Origin of the sequence: Streptosporangium sp. H16 (assembly GCF_051918855.1) — a bacterium.
GTDB lineage: Bacteria > Actinomycetota > Actinomycetes > Streptosporangiales > Streptosporangiaceae > Streptosporangium.
In genome coordinates, this window is record NZ_JBPXMD010000017.1 from 106,699 (window position 1) to 124,597 (window position 17,899).

16 protein-coding genes are annotated in these 17,899 nt (G+C 72.3%); 11 read left to right on the forward strand and 5 right to left on the reverse strand.

Annotated features, from left to right (window positions below; genetic code table 11):
• Window positions 1–15 precede the first annotated feature (15 nt).
• Together ACTOQ2_RS26585 and ACTOQ2_RS26590 are read left to right on the forward strand one after the other, a co-directional pair.
• On the forward strand, window positions 16–669 hold the full coding sequence (locus tag ACTOQ2_RS26585) for a hypothetical protein (RefSeq protein ID WP_440103092.1): 654 nt from the start codon (window positions 16–18) through the stop codon (window positions 667–669).
• Complete coding sequence (locus ACTOQ2_RS26590) at window positions 666–1,496, forward strand: HoxN/HupN/NixA family nickel/cobalt transporter (RefSeq protein WP_440103094.1); 831 nt, start codon at window positions 666–668, stop codon at window positions 1,494–1,496. The genes ACTOQ2_RS26585 and ACTOQ2_RS26590 overlap by 4 nt, the downstream gene beginning before the upstream one ends.
• A 94-nt stretch (window positions 1,497–1,590) precedes the next feature.
• Here ACTOQ2_RS26590 and ACTOQ2_RS26595 read toward each other — a convergent pair whose 3' ends face one another.
• Window positions 1,591–2,106, reverse strand: a complete 516-nt coding sequence (locus tag ACTOQ2_RS26595) for a methyltransferase family protein (protein WP_440103095.1) — start codon at window positions 2,104–2,106, stop codon at window positions 1,591–1,593.
• Window positions 2,107–2,367: 261 nt separating this feature from the next.
• Here ACTOQ2_RS26595 and ACTOQ2_RS26600 point away from each other — a divergent pair, with 261 nt between their 5' ends.
• The 3 genes from ACTOQ2_RS26600 to ACTOQ2_RS26610 are packed head-to-tail and all read left to right on the forward strand — an operon-like array spanning window position 2,368 to window position 8,179.
• Complete coding sequence (locus ACTOQ2_RS26600; protein ID WP_440103096.1) at window positions 2,368–6,492, forward strand: Pls/PosA family non-ribosomal peptide synthetase; 4,125 nt, start codon at window positions 2,368–2,370, stop codon at window positions 6,490–6,492.
• A gap of 25 nt (window positions 6,493–6,517) precedes the next feature.
• On the forward strand, window positions 6,518–7,810 hold the full coding sequence (locus ACTOQ2_RS26605) for a M1 family metallopeptidase (protein ID WP_440103097.1): 1,293 nt from the start codon (window positions 6,518–6,520) through the stop codon (window positions 7,808–7,810).
• Window positions 7,811–7,864: 54 nt separating this feature from the next.
• A complete protein-coding gene (locus tag ACTOQ2_RS26610; protein ID WP_440103099.1) occupies window positions 7,865–8,179 on the forward strand; it encodes an L-rhamnose mutarotase in 315 nt (104 codons plus the stop codon).
• Between the two features lie 165 nt (window positions 8,180–8,344).
• On the opposite strand, the gene ACTOQ2_RS26615 is transcribed toward ACTOQ2_RS26610, so the two are convergent.
• On the reverse strand, window positions 8,345–8,776 hold the full coding sequence (locus ACTOQ2_RS26615) for an ester cyclase (protein WP_440103100.1): 432 nt from the start codon (window positions 8,774–8,776) through the stop codon (window positions 8,345–8,347).
• A gap of 540 nt (window positions 8,777–9,316) precedes the next feature.
• Here ACTOQ2_RS26615 and ACTOQ2_RS26620 point away from each other — a divergent pair.
• From ACTOQ2_RS26620 to ACTOQ2_RS26635, 4 genes are all read left to right on the forward strand, one after another.
• Window positions 9,317–9,961, forward strand: coding sequence for an SRPBCC family protein (locus ACTOQ2_RS26620; protein WP_440103102.1), 645 nt, complete (start codon window positions 9,317–9,319; stop codon window positions 9,959–9,961).
• Window positions 9,962–9,984: 23 nt separating this feature from the next.
• The gene (locus tag ACTOQ2_RS26625) at window positions 9,985–11,154 is read left to right on the forward strand and encodes a zinc-dependent alcohol dehydrogenase (RefSeq protein WP_440103104.1); all 1,170 of its coding nucleotides are present in this window, start codon (window positions 9,985–9,987) and stop codon (window positions 11,152–11,154) included.
• Window positions 11,155–11,292: 138 nt separating this feature from the next.
• The gene (locus ACTOQ2_RS26630) at window positions 11,293–11,754 is read left to right on the forward strand and encodes a DUF2809 domain-containing protein (protein WP_440103106.1); all 462 of its coding nucleotides are present in this window, start codon (window positions 11,293–11,295) and stop codon (window positions 11,752–11,754) included.
• Between the two features lie 33 nt (window positions 11,755–11,787).
• A complete protein-coding gene (locus ACTOQ2_RS26635; protein ID WP_440103107.1) occupies window positions 11,788–12,597 on the forward strand; it encodes an Fpg/Nei family DNA glycosylase in 810 nt (269 codons plus the stop codon).
• A gap of 64 nt (window positions 12,598–12,661) precedes the next feature.
• On the opposite strand, the gene ACTOQ2_RS26640 is transcribed toward ACTOQ2_RS26635, so the two are convergent.
• On the reverse strand, window positions 12,662–13,516 hold the full coding sequence (locus ACTOQ2_RS26640) for a tryptophan 2,3-dioxygenase (protein WP_440103109.1): 855 nt from the start codon (window positions 13,514–13,516) through the stop codon (window positions 12,662–12,664).
• Between the two features lie 149 nt (window positions 13,517–13,665).
• Here ACTOQ2_RS26640 and ACTOQ2_RS26645 point away from each other — a divergent pair, with 149 nt between their 5' ends.
• On the forward strand, window positions 13,666–14,091 hold the full coding sequence (locus ACTOQ2_RS26645) for an Lrp/AsnC family transcriptional regulator (RefSeq protein WP_440064739.1): 426 nt from the start codon (window positions 13,666–13,668) through the stop codon (window positions 14,089–14,091).
• A gap of 79 nt (window positions 14,092–14,170) precedes the next feature.
• On the opposite strand, the gene ACTOQ2_RS26650 is transcribed toward ACTOQ2_RS26645, so the two are convergent.
• Together ACTOQ2_RS26650 and ACTOQ2_RS26655 are read right to left on the reverse strand one after the other, a co-directional pair.
• Window positions 14,171–15,460 (reverse strand): alpha/beta hydrolase, encoded by a 1,290-nt coding sequence (locus tag ACTOQ2_RS26650; RefSeq protein ID WP_440103111.1) that lies wholly within the window; start codon window positions 15,458–15,460, stop codon window positions 14,171–14,173.
• A gap of 28 nt (window positions 15,461–15,488) precedes the next feature.
• Window positions 15,489–16,175, reverse strand: coding sequence for a GntR family transcriptional regulator (locus ACTOQ2_RS26655; RefSeq protein ID WP_440103113.1), 687 nt, complete (start codon window positions 16,173–16,175; stop codon window positions 15,489–15,491).
• Window positions 16,176–16,309: 134 nt separating this feature from the next.
• On the opposite strand from ACTOQ2_RS26655, the gene ACTOQ2_RS26660 reads away from it, so the two are divergent.
• Window positions 16,310–17,695 (forward strand): MFS transporter, encoded by a 1,386-nt coding sequence (locus ACTOQ2_RS26660; protein ID WP_440103115.1) that lies wholly within the window; start codon window positions 16,310–16,312, stop codon window positions 17,693–17,695.
• Window positions 17,696–17,899 lie beyond the last annotated feature (204 nt).

The following is a 17,899-nucleotide window of genomic DNA, read 5'->3' on the forward strand; positions in this document are numbered from 1 at the left end:
CGAACAGGAGATCCGTTGAGAATCCACACCCGCGTGCTGGCGGGCGCGCTGCTCGTCTGCGCCCTGGGCGGCTGGGCCACGCCGGCCGCCGCCCACCCCTTCGGGCCGCCGTCCACCGCGCGGATCGGGGCCGACGGCTCGCGCGTGACCATCTCGTGGTTCGCGGCCGAGGACGACTGGGTCGCCCTCGGCCAGTCGATCGGGGCGTTCGAGGACCCGGCCACCGGTGCCGTGTCGACGGAGCTGACCGGTGAGCAGAAACTCGAGCGGTCGCCGGCCCTGCGTGACTACCTGCTGGACCGGGTCACGGTCACCCAGGGCGGCCGGCGGTGTGAGAGCCGACTGGAGGAACTCCGGGCACTGGTCACCGACGGCGCCCGCTTCGTCTTCGACTGCCGGAGCCCGGTCACGCAGGTGGACGTCACCGTCGCCGCCCTGACCGACCTCAACAAGGCGTACCGGACGATGCTCGTCGCCGAGACCCCCGCGACCCCCGGGCGGACGCTTCTCACCGAGGCGGAGAGCACCCGGCGCCTGACCTTCTCCGGCGCGGGCGGCGGTGGCCTGCCCCCGGGAACGGCCGTCGTCGTCTGGGCCGCCGTGCTGCTGGCCGGGGCGGGGGTGTTCGCCGCGTTGTGGAGGCGGCGCGGGGCGGGCGGGCGGTCGTGACGGAGTTCGGCGGCTTCGAGAGCCGGTTCGTCTCGCTCTTCGACGACAGGGGCGTCTTCTGGGCGATCCTCGCCGTCGCGCTCGTCGCCGGAGCCCTGCACGCCGTCGCCCCCGGCCACGGGAAGAGCGTCACGGCGGCCTATCTGGTCGGCACCCGGGGCGGTTACCGCGACGCGCTGCGCCTGGGGGTCATCGTGGCGCTGATGCACACCTTCTCGGTGCTGGTGCTGGCGTTCGCCTGGGTGGGACTGAGCGGCGCCGCGAGTTTCGGCACGAAGAACGTCACCGCCTGGATGCAGGTCGCGGCCGGACTGGTCACGATCGGCGTCGGAGCCCATCTCACCTACCGCCACCTGCGGGAACGGAACCGGGACCGGCTGCTGACCCCCCACGGCCACGGCCACGGGCACGGCCACGGCCACGGGCACGGACACGGCCACGGCCACGGGCACGGGCACGGACACGGACACGGACATGAGGTCGAGCCCGGAGCCGATCCCTGGTCGCGCCGGGGCCTGCTCGCGCTCGCCCTCTCCGGCGGGCTGCTGCCCTCGCCGTCGGCCTTCGTCGTCCTGATGAGCGGGCTGCTCACCGGCCGGGCCCTCGACGCCGTCGTGGTCGTCGCCGCCTTCGGCGTGGGGATGGCCCTCACCCTGACCGGCGTGGGCGTCGCGACCATCCGGGGGTACGCGCTGCTGACCCGGAGGACTCTCGGCTGGTCCCGGGCCTCCGCGGCACTGGCCTGGGCTCCCGCCGCCGCCGGAGTCGTGGTCTCCTCCGCCGGCGGTCTCTACCTGGTCGCGGCGATAGGCGTCGTGACCGGTTGACCGTGCGGACGGCGACCCCGGCCGCGGGGAGGAGGCGTCCGGGCGGCCGTGGAGATCCCCGCGCGGACGGCCGCCGGCGGCGTGTGGTGGTCGATCAGGGTTCGTAGGCGCGCGGGCGAGGCCACCAGCCGGGCACCGCCGCGCGGTATCTCTCGTAGTCGGCGCCGAACGTGCGGCGCAGGGTCGGCTCCTCGTACCAGCGGACGAACGCGACGACCGGCACGGCCACGGCGACGGCGTACAGCAGGAGGACCGGGCGGCCCAGCAGGAGCGCCTGCCCGACGATGACCGCGAGGACCGCCACGTACATCGGGTTGCGGACGTGCCCGTACAGCCCGCCGACGACCAGGTGCTCGGTGGGGGCGATCGGGGCGGGGGTGCCGAGGCCCTCCACGACGAACCGGACGAACGCCCTGACCAGCACCGCGGCCCCGGCGAGGACGAGTGCCGCGCCGGCGAGGCGCAGTGACACCGCGATCCAGGAGGGTGCCGCGGGCAGGAGGTCCCCCATCTCCCAGCGGGTGATCCACCAGGGCAGGAGCCCGGCGACGGTGCCCGGCACCAGTGCGAAGAAGATCGTGGTCCCGACGGCGGCGGGCGTCCTGCGCATCGCGTCACACTCCCTTTCATGGCCGCCGGAGGCGTACGGCCGTCGCCGAAGGCCATTAATTCATTGTGCGTTGAGTTTAGGTTCGAGCCGGAGGGGCGTCAACGGCGGGACGCCCCTGCGTGGCCATCCGGGTGAAAGGTGCCCGAAAGGGAAGATTCACGGGGGGTATGACGGCACGGGCGAATCGCGTTAACCCTGTGCACGTAGGCTGTCCCGGGCTCACAGGGGCGCCGTACACATGCCGTACACATGGGGGAGACAGTGGTTCCGTTACCAGCCGACACCGGCACGCCGTCGCGAGCACTCCTGCCGGGAGGTCCCGCGCCGCAGGCCAGGACGTTGCTGGACATTCTCGATCAGACCACGCGACGTCATCCTCACGCACTCGCCCTGGACGACGGGCAGACCCGTCTCGACTACACCGCGCTGCGGGCCGAGGCGGGCCGGATGGCCCTGGAGCTGCGAGCGGCCGGGGTCGGGCGCGGCGACCGGGTCGGGGTGCGGATCCCCTCGGGCACCGTCGGCCTGTACGTCGCGATCGTCGCCGTGCTCACCGCCGGGGCAGCCTACGTCCCGGTGGACGCCGACGACCCCGACGAGCGGGCCGAGCTGGTCTTCGGCGAGGCACGGGTCCGCGCCGTCATCGGCGACGGCGGGAAGATCGCCCCCTACGGCGACCCGTACGAGCAGCTGGGCGCCCACGCGCCCTGCGACGACGCGGCACGCGGGACCGGCCACGGAGAGCATCCCGGCGATCACACCGCCGGATGTGAGATTCACCACCCCGGCACCCCGGACTCCGGCCCCGGACGCCTCGTTGCGGAGCCCCCGTCTACCGGCGGGTCGGAACTCGACTACGCGGCGGAGCTGCACGGCGCGGGCCCGCGCGACGGGCGCGGCGGCGGCGCCCCCGGGAGCACCTTCGCGGCGGTCTCCCCCGCGGCCCGCGGCGGGGAGGTCCGGGACAGGGAGCGGGAGCGGAACCGGGGCAGCGGCCGGCCGGGTCCCGAGGACGACGCGTGGATCATCTTCACCTCCGGGTCCACCGGCAGGCCCAAGGGCGTCGCGGTGACCCACCGCAACGCGGCGGCGTTCGTGGACGCCGAGGCGCGGCTGTTCCTCACCGGGGAGCCCATCGGGCCCGGTGACCGGGTGCTGGCGGGGCTGTCGGTGGCGTTCGACGCCTCCTGCGAGGAGATGTGGCTGGCCTGGCGGCACGGCGGCTGCCTGGTGGCGGCGCCGCGCGCGCTGGTGCGCACCGGCATGGACCTGGGGCCGTGGCTGCTGGACATGGGCATCACGGTCGTGTCGACCGTGCCGACCCTGGCGGCGCTCTGGCCGGTCGAGACGCTCGACGACGTACGGCTGCTGATCTTCGGCGGCGAGGCGTGCCCGCCGGAGCTGGCCGAGCGGCTGGCCGTGCCGGGGCGCGAGGTGTGGAACACCTACGGCCCGACCGAGGCGACGGTGGTGGCGTGCGCGGCGCCGCTGACCGGGGAGGGCCCGGTGCGGATCGGGCTGCCGCTGGCGGGCTGGGACCTGGCCGTCGTCGGCAAGGACGGCGAGCCGGTGGCCATGGGCGAGACCGGCGAGCTGGTCATCGGCGGGGTCGGGCTCGCCAGGTACCTGGACCCGGCCAAGGACGCCGAGAAGTACGCGCCGCTCGGCTCGCTCGGCTGGGAGCGCGCCTACCGCAGCGGCGACATGGTGCGGGCGGAACCCGAGGGGCTGATCTTCGTCGGGCGGGCCGACGAGCAGATCAAGCTCGGCGGGCGCAGGATCGAGCTGGGCGAGGTGGACGCGGCGCTGCAGGCGCTGCCCGGGGTCGCCGGGGCGGCGTCGGCGGTCCGCACGACCGGCGGCGGGCACCAGCTGCTCGTCGGCTACGTCGTGCCCGGTGAGGGGTTCGACCAGGATGACGCCAGGGACCGCCTCCGCCACTCCCTGCCCGCCGCGCTGGTCCCCAGGATCGCCCTGGTGGACGAGCTTCCGACGCGCACCTCCGGGAAGATCGACAGGGACGCCCTGCCCTGGCCGCTGCCCAAGAAGGCCGGGACGCCCGACGCCGGGGTGCCGGACGTCGACCCGTGGGTGGCCGAGTGCTGGCTGGACATCCTGGGCGGCACCGAGGGTGACTTCTTCGCCGAGGGCGGCACCAGCCTCGCGGCGGCCAGGCTGGTCTCGGCGCTGCGGACCCGCTACCCGGCGGTCACCGTCGGCGACGTCTACGACAACCCGACGCTGCCCCGGCTCGGCAGGCACCTGTCGGCGCTCGACGCGCCGGAGGTCGTGACCACCGACCGGATCGTCACGCCGATGCCGCGCCGCGCCGCGATCGCGCAGGCGGCGCTCACCGTGCCGCTGCTCAGCGTCGGCGCGCTGCGCTGGGTGGTGGCGCTGGCCGCGCTGAACAACCTGGTGGGCCTGCCCTGGGCCCCGGTCGTCTCGTGGTGGTGGGTGCTCGCGGGCGCGCTGCTGTTCGTCAGTCCGGCGGGGCGGATCGCGCTGGCCGCGGGCGGCGCCCGGCTGCTGCTGCGCGGCCTGAGACCGGGCACGTACCCCAGGGGCGGCGGCACGCACCTGCGGCTGTGGTTCGCCGAGCAGCTCTCCGAGCGGCTCGGGGTGGGCGAGGTGTCCACCGCGCCGTGGCTCACCCACTACGCGCGGGCGCTCGGCGCCCAGGTCGGCGACGACGCGGACCTGCACTCGATGCCGCCGATCACCGGGATGCTCAAGCTGGGCCGGTACGCGGCCGTCGAGCCCGAGGTCGACCTGAACGGCTACTGGATCGACGGCGACCAGGTGCGCGTCGGCGAGATCAAGATCGGCGCCTCCGCCACGGTCGGCGCCAGGACGACCCTCTTCCCCGGCGCGAAGATCGGCAAGAACGCCCAGGTCGCGCCCGGTTCGGCGGTGGCGGGCTCGGTGCCGTCCGGGGAGCGCTGGGCGGGCGTGCCCGCGAGCCGGATGGGCAAGGCCCGTCCGCCGGCGGCCGCCCGCCCGCCGCGCTCGTGGCACTGGGCGACGGCCTACGGGCTGTCCGCGCTGGTCCTGAGCGCCTTCCCGGTGATCGCCGCACTGCCCGGCCTCGCCGTCCTGCTGCGCGACGGCGCGCCCTCCCTGGCCTCGGTCCTGTACGGGGTGCCGGCGGCCACCGTCGCCTCGACGGCCACCCTCGCCCTGCTGACCGTGATCTCGGTGCGGCTGCTGTCCGCCGGCCTGCGCGCCGGGCAGCACCCGGTGCACAGCCGCCAGGCCTGGCAGGCGTGGGCGACGGGCCTGCTGATGTCGATGGCGCGGGTCTGGCTGTTCCCGCTGTACGCGAGCATGGTCACCCCCGCCTGGCTGCGCGCCCTGGGCATGAAGGTCGGCCGGGACGTGGAGCTGTCGACGGTGCTGGCGCTGCCGTCGATGACCTCGGTCGGTGACGGCGCCTTCCTCGCCGACGACACGATGGTCGCGCCGTACGAGCTGGAGGGCGGGCGGCTGCGGGTCGACCACGTGCGGATCGGCAAGCGCGCGTTCCTCGGCAACTCGGGAATGACCGCGCCGGGGCGCAAGGTGCCCAAGGACGGGCTGGTCGCGGTGCTGTCGGCGGCGCCGAAGAAGGCCAAGGCGGGCTCTTCGTACCTGGGGATGCCTCCGGTGGAGCTGCGCAGGGCCGCCGAGGAGGGCGACCGGAGCCGCACCTACGACCCGCCGCCGAGGCTGAGGTTCGCCCGCGCCGCGGTCGAGGTGTGCCGCGTGGTGCCGGTGATGTGCACGGTCGCGGTGGCCGTGCTCGTCGTGGCGGCCCTGGAGTGGCTGGCGGGGGCGTACGGCTTCGCGGTGGCGGCGGTCCTGTCGGGCGTGGCGGTGCTGGGCGGCGGGGTGCTCGCCGCGGCGACGGCGACCGTGGCCAAGTGGGTCCTGGTGGGCCGGATCGCGGTGGGCGACCGGCCGCTGTGGAGCTCGTTCGTGTGGCGCAACGAGCTGGCCGACACCTTCGTGGAGGTGCTGGCCGCGCCCTGGTTCGCCCAGCGCTGGCTGGGGACGGCGCCGCTGAACCTGTGGCTGCGCTCCCTGGGGGCCCGCGTGGGCCGGGGGGTGTGGTGCGAGACCTACTGGCTGCCGGAGGTCGACCTGGTCAGCCTGGGCGACGGGGTGACGGTGAACCGGGGATGCGTGTTGCAGACCCACCTGTTCCACGACCGTGTGATGAGCATCGATACTGTCGTCATGCGGGACGGCTCCACCCTCGGACCCCACGGGGTGGTCCTGCCCGCGGCGACGATCGGGGAGAACACCACGGTCGGACCGGCGTCCCTGGTGATGCGCGGCGAGTCCGTGCCCGCAGGGACCCGCTGGTTCGGCAACCCGATCGCGGCGTGGGCCCGGCGAGGATAGCGCGCGAAGAACAGAGGAAGCCGGTGTGACCCTGAGCACGACCTCCATCCCTCAGCTGTACTTCCCCATGCACGGCGACGACGGCTACCGGGTGGAGCACTACGACCTGACCCTCGACTACCGGGTGGCCCCCAACCGCCTGGGCGGGGTGGCCCGGATCTCCGCGGTCGCGCTGCGGCGGCTCACCCGGGTCGCCTTCGACCTCGGCGCCCTCCGGGTGAGCGGCGTGCTGATCGACGGCGCGCCGGTGCGCTTCACCCACCGCGGGGGCAAGCTGCACCTGTCGCCGCCGGGGCTGCGGCCCGGCCGGTTCACCGTCGAGATCCGCTACTCGGGCACCCCCCGGCCGGTGACCAGCCACTGGGGCGGGCTCGGCTGGGAGCAGCTCACCGACGGCGTGATCGTGGCCAGCCAGCCGATCGGGGCGCCCTCGTGGTTCCCTTGCAACGACCGGCCCGACGACAAGGCCACCTACCGGATCTCGGTCACCACCGCCTCCGCCTACCACGTGGTCGCCAACGGGGAGCTGACCTCCAGGCGGCGGGCGGCCTCGACGACCACGTGGGTGTACGAGCAGGCCGAGCCGATGGCCTCCTACCTGGCGAGCGTGCAGATCGGCCGCTACCAGCAGGCCGAGCCGAGCCCGGGGATGCGGCTGGTCTTCCCCGCCAGGTTCGCCTCGCGGGTGCGCCACGACTTCGAGCGCCAGGGCCGGATGATGGAGGTCTTCCGCGAGCGGTTCGGCCCCTACCCGTTCGGCTCCTACACGGCGGTGGTCGTGGACGACGAGCTGGAGATCCCGGTCGAGGCGCAGGGCATGTCGATCTTCGGGTTGAACCACGTGGACGGCAGGCGGGGCGAGGAGCGCCTGGTCGCCCACGAGCTGGCCCACCAGTGGTTCGGCAACAGCCTGACGGTGGCCGACTGGAGCGGCATCTGGCTGCACGAGGGGTTCGCCTCGTACGCGGAGTGGATCTGGTCGGAGAGTTCCGGCGGCCTGTCATCCGATGACCACGCGCAGCGCTGGCACCGCCGCCTCTCCGCGCTCCCCCAGGACTTCGTGCTGGCCGACCCGGGCCCGCGGCGGCTGTTCGACGACCGGATCTACAAGCGCGGCGCGCTCACCCTGCACGCGCTCCGCCGTACCGTCGGCGACGAGTCCTTCTTCGCGCTGCTCAGGGAGTGGACGGCCGGGCACCGCCACGGGACCGTCACCACCGGCGCCTTCACCGCGCTGGCCGCGGGCCGCACCACGCGGCCGCTGGACGAGCTGTTCGCCGGCTGGCTGCAGGACCGCCGTCTGCCCGCCCTCCCCTGAGCCTCACACATCGGATGACTGCTATAACGGTCTACAACTTCGTGGAGGTACGGCATGCGCGTCGCGTTGCACACCCGGGTCAAGCCGGGCAGGGAGCCGGAGTACGACCAGGCGCACCGGGAGGTGCCCGCCGAGCTGACCGAGGCCATCAGGAGGGGCGGCGCGCACCAGTGGACGATCTGGCGCAGCGGCCAGGACCTGTTCCACGTGATCGACTGTGACGACTACGAGGCGCTGCTGTCGTCGCTGGCGGACCTGCCGGTGAACATCGCCTGGCAGGCCAGGATGGCCGAGCTGCTGGAGGTCGTGCACGACTACTCCGGGGAGGGCGCGGGCAAGGGCCTCCCGGCGGTGTGGCGGCTGCCCTGACGCCTCTCCGGAAAGCCCGGGTTTCCGGAAAGCCCGAGGCTTCCCCTCGGGAAGGCCGGAGGCGCCCCGGGAATACCCGAGACCCTTCCGGATTCCCGGGAGGACCTGAGGCCTGTCCGCTCTGGATTCCCGGGAGGACCTGAGACCCTGGCCAGGGAAACGAGGTCAGGCCGGCGCGGTCGCGAGACAGAAGCCCAGCTGGTCGTACAGCTCCAGCTGGTCGTAGTAATCCCGGTGAGTGACGACCTTGTCGTCCTCGATCGCGCATAGGCCGCAACCCCGGAAGATGATCTTGCGGCCGGTTCCCTCCGCCACGTGACCGTCGGGCAGGAGGAAGGGCCCCGCGTGAGTGCCCGTGAACGTCCACTCGGTGACGGCGGGGTCGTCGCAGCACACCTTGTACCAGGGGGTGACGTGCATGTCCGGGAAACCTTCCAGCAAGTGCTGGTAGTACCAGAAGATCTGTTCACGACCTTCGGCGATGCCCGCCGGCGTAACGAAGACGGCGTCCTCGCTGTAGAACTCCATCAGCTTGTCGATTTTATGCTCGTTGAGCGCGTCGAACAGCCTGTCTTTGATATCGCGAGCATCGGACATGCCATACCTCCCTGGCCGTCAGGACCACGGTATAACCGATTTTTTGGCAGCGGAAGGGCGACGGCGGCGTCCGCCACGAAACCAGAACATGCGCGCTGAGCAGCGACGATGTGAAGAAATTCAGGGGATCGCGGCGGGCCACGATACCCCTGAAGCCTGAAGCCTTTCAAGGCACGGTCACCCCCGAATCGGCAAAAAAATACCCGCGGAACCCGCGGGGAATTTCCAGAGGATCTCCCATCGGCCACACCGGGCGGGCGGCCGCGACGGTCCTTCATGGAATTCACCGGAGTGGTCGCAGAACGATTTTTTGACGATGATGGCCTGCCGGTGACCCGGACTGATTCGGCGGCAAGGAACTTGAACAGATATCTCCCCCCGCCTCTTTTCCGTGCCCGGCATTGATGACAGCCTGAAAAGGCCGGATTTCCCACCGCACGCCGGGCACGGTCGCGGCGGGCCGAACGCCGGAGAGGCCCCGGGCGGCCGGAACGGCCCCGGTGGGTGGGGCCGAGGGGCGGCCAACCCTACGGAGGCGAAATGAGCGGAAAGAACGATCGCACGACCAACCGGCTCGCCCGCGCACTGGGCTGGACCGGCCTGGGGCTGGGGCTGGGATACGCCGCGGTACGGATGAACCGGCACCGCTCGGATCGAGGGCGCGAGGGCCCGATGAGCCTGCACGCGGCCATCACGATCAACCGTCCTCGCCCGGAGGTGTACCGGTACTGGCACGACTTCGAGAACCTTCCTCGCTTCATGACGCACCTGGACTCGGTGGAGACGACCGGTGACGGGCACTCGCACTGGAAGGCGAGGGGCCCCCTGAAGCCCGTCGAGTGGGACGCGGAGATCGTCGAGGACAGGTCCGACGAGCTGATCTCCTGGCGGTCCATGCCGGGCGCCCTCGTCGGCAACAGCGGTTCCGTGCGCTTCTCCGACGCCCCCGGCGGGCGCGGCACGGAGGTGCGGGTGAACCTCGCGTACGACCCGCCGGGCGGCAGGGCCGGCCTGGCCTTCGCCAGGCTGCTCGGCGAGCACCCCGAGCAGCAGGTGCGCGACGACCTGCGCCGGTTCAAGCAGGTCCTGGAGACCGGTGAGGTGGTCCGCTCGGAAGGCAGCCCGGAGGGCACCCGCGCGCTGCGGCAGGCCATGCAGCGTCCCGCCCAGCCCGTGCCGCTCTGAAGCCGTGACGTGAGGAGAATCCCATGAAGGCCAACTGCTGGATGGGCCGCAACACCGTCGAGGTACGGGAGGTTCCGGATCCCAGGATCCTGAACTCCCGCGACGCCGTCGTCCGTATCACCTCGACCGCGATCTGCGGCTCCGACCTGCACCTCTACGACGGCTACATCCCGACCATGAAGAAGGGCGACATCATCGGCCACGAGTTCATGGGCGAGGTGGTGGAGGTGGGCCCGAAGGTGGCGACCCTGAAGGTCGGCGACCGGGTGGTCGTGCCCTTCCCGATCGCCTGCGGCAACTGCACCTCCTGCGAGCACGGCATGTTCTCGGTGTGCGAGAACTCCAACCCCAACGCGGGCATGGCCGAGAAGCTCATGGGTCACACCCCCTCGGGCATCTTCGGCTACTCCCACATGCTCGGCGGCTACCCGGGGGGCCAGGCCGAGTACGCGCGCGTGCCCTTCGCCGACGTGGGACCGATCAAGATCGAGGACGACCTGCCGGACGAGAAGGTGCTGTTCCTGTCCGACATCCTGCCCACCGGCTGGATGGGCGCGGAGATGTGCGACATCAAGCCGGGCGACACGATCGCCGTGTGGGGAGCCGGCCCCGTCGGCCAGTTCGCGGTCGCCAGCGCCTACCTGATGGGCGCCGAACGGGTCATCTGCATCGACCGCTTCCCCAACCGGCTGAGGATCGCCGAGCGCGCGGGCGCGGAAACGCTCAACTACGAGGAGGTCGACGTCCTCGACGCGCTGCGGGACATGACCGCCGGCCGCGGCCCGGACGCGTGCATCGACGCCGTGGGGATGGAGGCCCACCACCCCACCACCGCCATGTACGCCTACGACCGGGTCAAGCAGGCGGCCCGGCTGGAGACCGAACGGCCGTACGCCCTGCGCGAGGCGATCATGGCCTGCCGCAACGGTGGGATCGTGTCCGTGATCGGCGTCTACGGCGGCGTGCTCGACAAGTTCCCGATGGGCTCCCTGATGAACCGGTCACTGACCCTCAGGAGCGGTCAGTGCCACGTCCAGCGCTACCTGAAGCCCCTGCTGAAAAAGATCCGCGACGGCGACATCGACCCCAGCTTCGTGATCACCCACCGCATGCGGCTCGGGGACGCCCCGCGCGGCTACGAGATGTTCAAGAACAAGCAGGACGACTGCAACAAGATCGTCCTGACCCCGTAGCCGGCGCTCCGTCACCCGGCCGGCGGCCGGCCGGGTGACGGAGCGGAACCGGCGGTGACGAGGGCGACGGGAGCGGGTGCGGGGTACGGGCGGCCGGGAGCACGGCTCGCGGAGCGGCGCGGTCGCTATCGTGGGCGGGTGCCTCCCGTCCCCCGTGCCCGCCCGCCCCTCTCCCACCGCGTCTCCCATCGCGTCTCCCACCGCACCCGACTGCTCGCCGCGCTCGCGGCGCTGGTGACCGTCGCCGCCGGGCTGACCGTCCGCGCGGTCACCGGCGGCTGGTTCGGCAAGTACGCGGGCGACGCCCTCTACACCGTGCTCGTCCACGCGCTGGTGGTGCTGGTGTGGCCCCGGGTCACCCCGGTGCGGGCCGCGATCGGCGCGCTGGCGTTCAGCTGGGCGGTCGAGCTGGCCCAGTTGACGCCCGTTCCCGCCGCGCTCTCCGAGGCGAGCGTCGTGGCCAGGCTGGTGCTCGGCAGCACGTTCGGCGCGGCCGACCTCGTGGCGTACGCGGCCGGGGCCGTCCTCGCCGCGTCGGCCCACACCCTGGCCGGGCACCGCTCCCGGCAGCGGCGGGAACGGGCGTCCGCGGCGCCCTGAGCATCGCCGGGCGGATCATATGATTTTCAGACCATGCCTGAAGGACACACCATCCATCGCCTGGCCAAAGAGCACCGGCGGGCGTTCGGCGGGCGGGCCGTGCACGCGGAGAGCCCGCAGGGGCGGTTCGCCGCCGGGGCCCTGCGGATCGACGGCCGGGTGCTCACCGAGGCCGACGCCCACGGCAAGCACCTGCTGCTGGGCTTCGACGACGAGCGCTGGCTGCACGTCCACCTCGGCATCTACGGCAAGTACACCTTCGGCCAGGCCCCCACGCCCGCGCCGACGGGGCTGGTGCGCCTGCGGCTGAGCAACGCGGGCGAGTACGCCGACCTGCGCGGCCCCAACACCTGCGAGCTGCTCGACCCGGCGGGCAAGGCGGCGCTGCACGCCAGACTCGGGCCCGACCCGCTACGGGCGGACGCCGATCCCGAGGTCGCCTGGCGGCGGATCAGCCGCAGCCGCGTCTCGGTCGGGGTCCTGCTGATGGACCAGTCGGTCGTCGCGGGCGTGGGCAACATCTACCGGGCCGAGGCGCTGTTCCGCCAGGGGATCGACCCGTCACGGCCCGGCCGCGACCTCACCCACGGTCAGTGGGAGGCGATCTGGGCGGATCTGGTGCTCCTGATGGCCGAGGGCGTCCGGGTGGGCCACATCGACACGGTCAGGCCAGAGCACACGCCGGAGGCGATGGGCCGCCCGCCCCGCGTCGACGGCCACGGCGGCGAGGTCTACGTCTACCGGCGCTCCACCATGCCCTGCTTCCTGTGCGGCACCGAGGTCCGTACGGAGGTGCTCGCCGGGCGCAACCTCTTCTGGTGCCCGGTCTGCCAGGTCGGCTGACCTCCGCGCAGGCCCGGGACATCGGAGCGAGGCGAGATCCCCGAAACCGGCACCGGGGAGTGCCTCACATCAGCGTCCTGGCCGTCCAGAGCTCGGGGAAGATCTCCCGCCGCATGCTCCGCTCGAGCCAGCTCAGGCCGCTCGACCCGCCGGAGCCCGGCTTGGCGCCCATCGAGCGCCGTACCGCCATCAGGTGCCGGTAGCGCCAGTCGGAGAACTGCTCGGCCAGGTCGGTCAGCGCCTCGGCCAGCGGCGCGAGCGGGCCGCCGTAGACCTCGACCCAGACCGCCTCGACCTCGGGGTCGGGCCCGTACTCGGCGGCCGGGTCGCGATCGAGCACCGAGCGGGGAACCGCGTGGCCCGCGCGGGCGAGGAAGGCCAGGACCGAGTCGTAGAGGCTCGGCCGGTGCAGCGCCTCCACGAGTTCCTCGTACGCCTCGGGGTTGCGGCGGTGCGGCCGGATGAGCGCCTCGGACTTGTTGCCGAGCAGGAACTCCACGTGGCGGTAGAAGGCCGACTGGAAGCCGGACCCCTCGCCGAGGGCGTCGCGGAAGGAGTTGAACTGCGCGGGGGTCAGCCAGCTCAGCGCGGCCCAGGCGGCGTTGAGCGCCTCGAAGTGCCGGACGGTACGCCTGATCGTCAGGGTCGCGGCGGTGACGTCGTCCGCGTCGAGCTGCCGCTGGGCGAGGCGCCACTCGGCGCGGAGCAGTCCGAAATAGAGCTCCATCACCTGGGTGGTGACCAGGAACGGCAATTCTTCCGGGACGTCGGTGACGGTGCGCTGGAGCCCGTGCAGGGTGGCGGTGCCCACGTAGTCGTCGTAGGGCGTACCGGTTTCGAAGCCCAGCGTCGGCAGCCCTTCGTTGGCCTCGGCGCGCGCCTTACGGTCCTGCTCCGTGAGCTGCTTGATGCCGGTCATCACTCCTCCTTCGTCGGTCTACCTCCATGGTGGTCTGTATCGGTCTGTACGGAAATAATAGAAGAAAGGCAATTATTGGACTGGGCCTTCGGAACGGAAGGCATCGAGCAGATCAAGTTACGACGTGACGGAGCGTGACCGTGGACGCGATGGACTGGGCGTTGCTGGCCGAACTGCAGGGCGATGCGCGACTGTCGTACAGCGAGCTCTCGCGCCGGGTGCACCTGTCGGCTCCGGCGGTGGCGGAGCGGGTGCGGCGGCTGGAGGAGACCGGGGTGATCACCGGCTACCACGCCCGGATCGACGCGGCGCGGGCCGGGCGCGGGGTCGCCGCCCTGATCAGGATGTCGTGCTACGGGCCCCGCTGCGTGCTCCGCGACGAGCAGGCGCTGGCCTGGCCGGAGATCCTGGAGGTGCACCGGGTGACCGGCGACGCGTGCTGCCTGCTGCGGGTGGCCGCCTCCTCGATGACGGCCTTCGAGGAGATGATCGACCGGCTCGCTCCGTACGGTCACCCGTCGAGCATGATGGTGCTGTCCAGCCCCGTCCCCTGGCGCCCGCTGTCCCCCACCTGAGAAACCTCCCGGAGGGCCTTCCCCCGGCGAACCCGCCTCCACCGGCGGAGGACCCGCCGGTGGAGGCGGGTCAGGAGGGTCAGGAGGGTCCGCGGTGCTCGGCGACCGCCCCGGCGGTGGCCCGCCAGATCGGTGACGCGGGATCGATGACGTCGAAATGATCGCCCGACATCTCGAGATATGTCACCCGGTCGCCTGACTCCTGGGCGGCTCGCGCGTAGCGGCGCCCGAAGTCGACCAGGTCCAGGTCGTCCCCGCCGCCCTGCACGATGAGCTGGGGCACCCCGAGGGGGAGCCGTTCCAGCGGCCCGGAACGCCGGTAGGCCGCGGGCGCCTCGGCGGCGGATCCGCCCAGCGCGACGGCGACCGCGCCGGAGCTCATGTGCCTGCGGTCCCCCTCGGCCAGGTCGAGCACCCCCGCCAGCGAGACGGCCAGGGTGATCCGGTGGTCGTCGGCGGCGGCGCGGAGGGCGAGCTGCCCGCCCGCCGAGTGGCCGATCACCACGAGCGGCCCCCAGGCGCTCTCCGCCGCGAGGGCGACGCCCCGGGCGACGTCCGAGGTGGTCGCGTCCCAGCCGTGCAGGTCGGGGCGGCGGTATTCGAGGTTCCAGGCGGCGAACCCGCGCTCGGCGAGGTCGATGGCGAGCGCGTCCATCAGGTCCGCCCCCCAGATGGACCGCCAGAAACCACCGTGCAGCAGCACCACGGTGGGCGTCCGTTCCCCGGTCCCGCGTACCGCCGTCACCGTGGGCGCCTGCCCTTCGGTCTCGTACGGCGGCGCCCCTGCGGGCATCTCACGCGGCGGAACCGGGGCGGGCGCCTGACCGGCGGCCCCGTACGGGAGGCGCACCTCCGCCCACTGGTCGGGGTGGTCGCCATAGGCGACCCGGTGCGCGGGCCGGCGCAGGCGGTGCACGGCGTGCCTGATCGCCCAGGTCAGCCCCCAGACCCCCCGCCCGTGTATGTGGGTTCCCGCCGTGCCCGTCGTGCTCCTCGCACCGCCCGGGGACCCCGCACCGCCCGTGTCCACCGCACCGCCCGGGGACCCCGCACCGCCCGCGGAGCCCGTGCCGCCCGCGCCGTCCACGGAGGCGGGAAGCGGGGCGTCGGCCTTCGTCAGGTCGAGCCAGACCGCGTCTGGACGCTCGGCGAACAGGGCGCGGGCCTCCGGATCCGGGCCGGGCAGGACGACCAGGACGTCCGGTGACCCCAGCCCCGCCCGGAAGCCGGACAGGTCCGAGGCCGCCGACACCATCCCGCTGACACCGAGAGCCGCGAACTCGCGATCGGCCACCTCGGTGAGCAGGCGAAGGTCCGCGACCAGCCCGGGACCGGTGAGCACCAGCACATGCGAATTCGGAGGAAACATCCGATTATTCTGCCCCATTACGTCGTGTTTACGGCTCGGGGATATATGCCTGCATCAGCAGTTTCTCGGCGTCGTCCAGATAGCTCTCCAGGGCCCGCTCGGCCTCGGCCGCGCGTCCGGCCTCCATGAGCTCGACCAGCTCCAGGTTGCGGGCCACGAACGGCTCGTGGAAGGCGCGGGGGTTCTTCATGACGTGGAAGACCAGGCGGAGCTCGGCCAGCAGCTGGCGCATCGCCTCGTCCAGGCGGGGACTGCCGTTCAGGGCGGCGAGGCTCTGGTGGAAGCGGATGTTGGCCGTGCCGACGTCCTGCCAGCGTCCCTCGGCGGCGGCGCGGGACGCCTCGGCGACGGCCTCCTTGATGGCGACCAGGGCCTCCCGGGGGGCGTGCGCGCCGTTCCGCACCGCGGCACCCTCGATCACCCGGCGCACCCGGTAGAGGTCGGCCACGTCCTCGGCCGACAGCACGCGTACGAACACCCCCCGGTTGAGCCGATGCTCCAGCAGACGTTCGTGACCGAGCAGCCGGAACGCCTCGCGCAGGGTGTTGCGCGAGACCTCCAGCGCCGCGCCGATGCTCTCCTCCGACAGGCGCTGACCTGGGACGAAGAGCCCTTCGGCGATCCGGTCCCTGAGGATGTCGGCGACCACCTCGGCCGCGCTGCTGCGTCCGAGGCGGCCGCGGTCGCGCTGTAGCGCCGCGGTGACGTTTTCCACGTCTCCAAGAAATCATCAAACAAACCTATTGTCGAATTGTTCAACGATTCTTATGTTGATAGGAACTCATCACGAAGCTAGCTCACGGGACATCCCCCTACAAGAAGCTCACAAGAAGCTAAGGAGCGCACGCGATGGCAAGCTCCCAGACCAGGCGGGTCATTGTGGCCGGACTGGTCGGCACCTCCCTGGAGTGGTACGACTTCTTCCTCTACGGCTCGGCCGCCGCGCTGGTCTTCAACAAGCTCTTCTTCCCCACCTTCGAGCCGCTGACCGGGACCCTGCTGGCGTTCCTCACCTACGCGATCGGGTTCGTCGCGCGACCGCTCGGCGGGATCGTGTTCGGCCACTTCGGCGACCGGGTCGGCCGCAAGAACGTGCTGGTGGTGACGCTGCTGCTGATGGGCGTCGCCACCTTCCTGATCGGCCTGCTGCCCGGCTACGCCACCATCGGCGTGGCCGCCCCGCTGCTGCTCGTCACCCTGCGCTTCGTGCAAGGCCTCGGCCTGGGCGGCGAGTGGGGCGGGGCCGTGCTGATGTCCATCGAGCACGGCGATCCCCGGCGGCGCGGGTTCAACGCGAGCTGGCCGCAGGTCGGGGTGCCCGCGGGAAACCTGCTGGCGGCGGGCGTGCTCGGGATCATGTCCGCGGCGCTTCCTGAGGAGGCGTTCCTGTCCTGGGGATGGCGGGTGCCGTTCCTGCTGTCGGGCGCGCTGGTGGTCGTGGGCCTGTGGATCCGCCTGCGGATCGTGGAGTCACCGCTGTTCGCCCAGGTCGAACGGGCCGGCGCGAAGGCCCGGATGCCGCTGGTGGAGGTGCTGCGCACGCACCCGCGCGCGCTGATCTCCGCGGGCTTCGCGCGCATCGGCGTGGACGTCGCCTTCTACATCTTCGTGACCTACATCCTGGCCTACGTCACCGGCCCCCTCGGGCTCGAACGCGGGGTCGCGCTGAACGCGGTGCTGATCGGATCCGCCTTCCAGCTCTTCCTGATCCCGCTGTTCGGCGCGCTGTCGGACAGGGTCGGCCGCCGGCCGGTCTATCTGGCGGGCGTGATCGGGGCCGCGGTCTGGGTGTTCGCCTTCTTCCCCCTGCTCGACACCGGATCCTTCCCGGTGATCGCGCTGGCCTCGATCGTGGCCCTGGCCTGCCACGCCGCGATGTACGGGCCCCAGGCGGCCTTCATCGCCGAGCTGTTCAGCACCCGCCTGCGCTACAGCGGCGCCTCGATGGGCTACCAGGTCGCCGGGATCTTCGGGGGCGCCCTCGCCCCGATCATCGCGCTGTGGCTGTTCGACCGGTTCGACAGCACCCTCGCCGTCTCGCTCTACGTGGTCGCCGCGCTGGCCGTCACCGCGGTGGGCCTGGCCATGGCCCCCGGGGCGCACGACGACGACCTGCCCGCCCCTCTCGACGGCACGCCCGGCGACGTCCCCGCCGGAAACCACGCCGGAAACCCCGGCGGCCTCCCCGACGGCGACCCGGGAACGCGCACGGGGACCGCTTCCCGGGACGCCTGACCTCCCGGCCGCGGTCACCGGCCCTCCCCGGTGGCCGCGGTTCTCCCCGAAGCCGGAAACCGCCCGATTTTTCGGATATTTCCCGAACTCACCGGCCCACCGGCTCGTCCAACCCGGTTGGAGCACGTGAGGAACCCTCAGAGCCCGCCACGAAGGGAAGCCGGTCAGGCCGGCGGCCGGGGACGGCCATCCCCGGCCGCCGCC

Excerpts from the sequence above, each read along its gene's own strand:
- ACTOQ2_RS26625 (WP_440103104.1), top strand. The coding sequence starts at position 9,985 with ATGAAGGCCAACTGCTGGATGGGCCGCAACACCGTCGAGGTACGGGAG.
- ACTOQ2_RS26615 (WP_440103100.1), bottom strand. The coding sequence starts at position 8,776 with ATGTCCGATGCTCGCGATATCAAAGACAGGCTGTTCGACGCGCTCAAC.
- ACTOQ2_RS26645 (WP_440064739.1), top strand. The coding sequence starts at position 13,666 with ATGGACTGGGCGTTGCTGGCCGAACTGCAGGGCGATGCGCGACTGTCG.
- ACTOQ2_RS26635 (WP_440103107.1), top strand. The coding sequence starts at position 11,788 with ATGCCTGAAGGACACACCATCCATCGCCTGGCCAAAGAGCACCGGCGG.
- ACTOQ2_RS26650 (WP_440103111.1), bottom strand. The coding sequence starts at position 15,460 with ATGTTTCCTCCGAATTCGCATGTGCTGGTGCTCACCGGTCCCGGGCTG.
- ACTOQ2_RS26620 (WP_440103102.1), top strand. The coding sequence starts at position 9,317 with ATGAGCGGAAAGAACGATCGCACGACCAACCGGCTCGCCCGCGCACTG.
- ACTOQ2_RS26610 (WP_440103099.1), top strand. The coding sequence starts at position 7,865 with ATGCGCGTCGCGTTGCACACCCGGGTCAAGCCGGGCAGGGAGCCGGAG.
- ACTOQ2_RS26640 (WP_440103109.1), bottom strand. The coding sequence starts at position 13,516 with ATGACCGGCATCAAGCAGCTCACGGAGCAGGACCGTAAGGCGCGCGCC.
- ACTOQ2_RS26660 (WP_440103115.1), top strand. The coding sequence starts at position 16,310 with ATGGCAAGCTCCCAGACCAGGCGGGTCATTGTGGCCGGACTGGTCGGC.
- ACTOQ2_RS26595 (WP_440103095.1), bottom strand. The coding sequence starts at position 2,106 with ATGCGCAGGACGCCCGCCGCCGTCGGGACCACGATCTTCTTCGCACTG.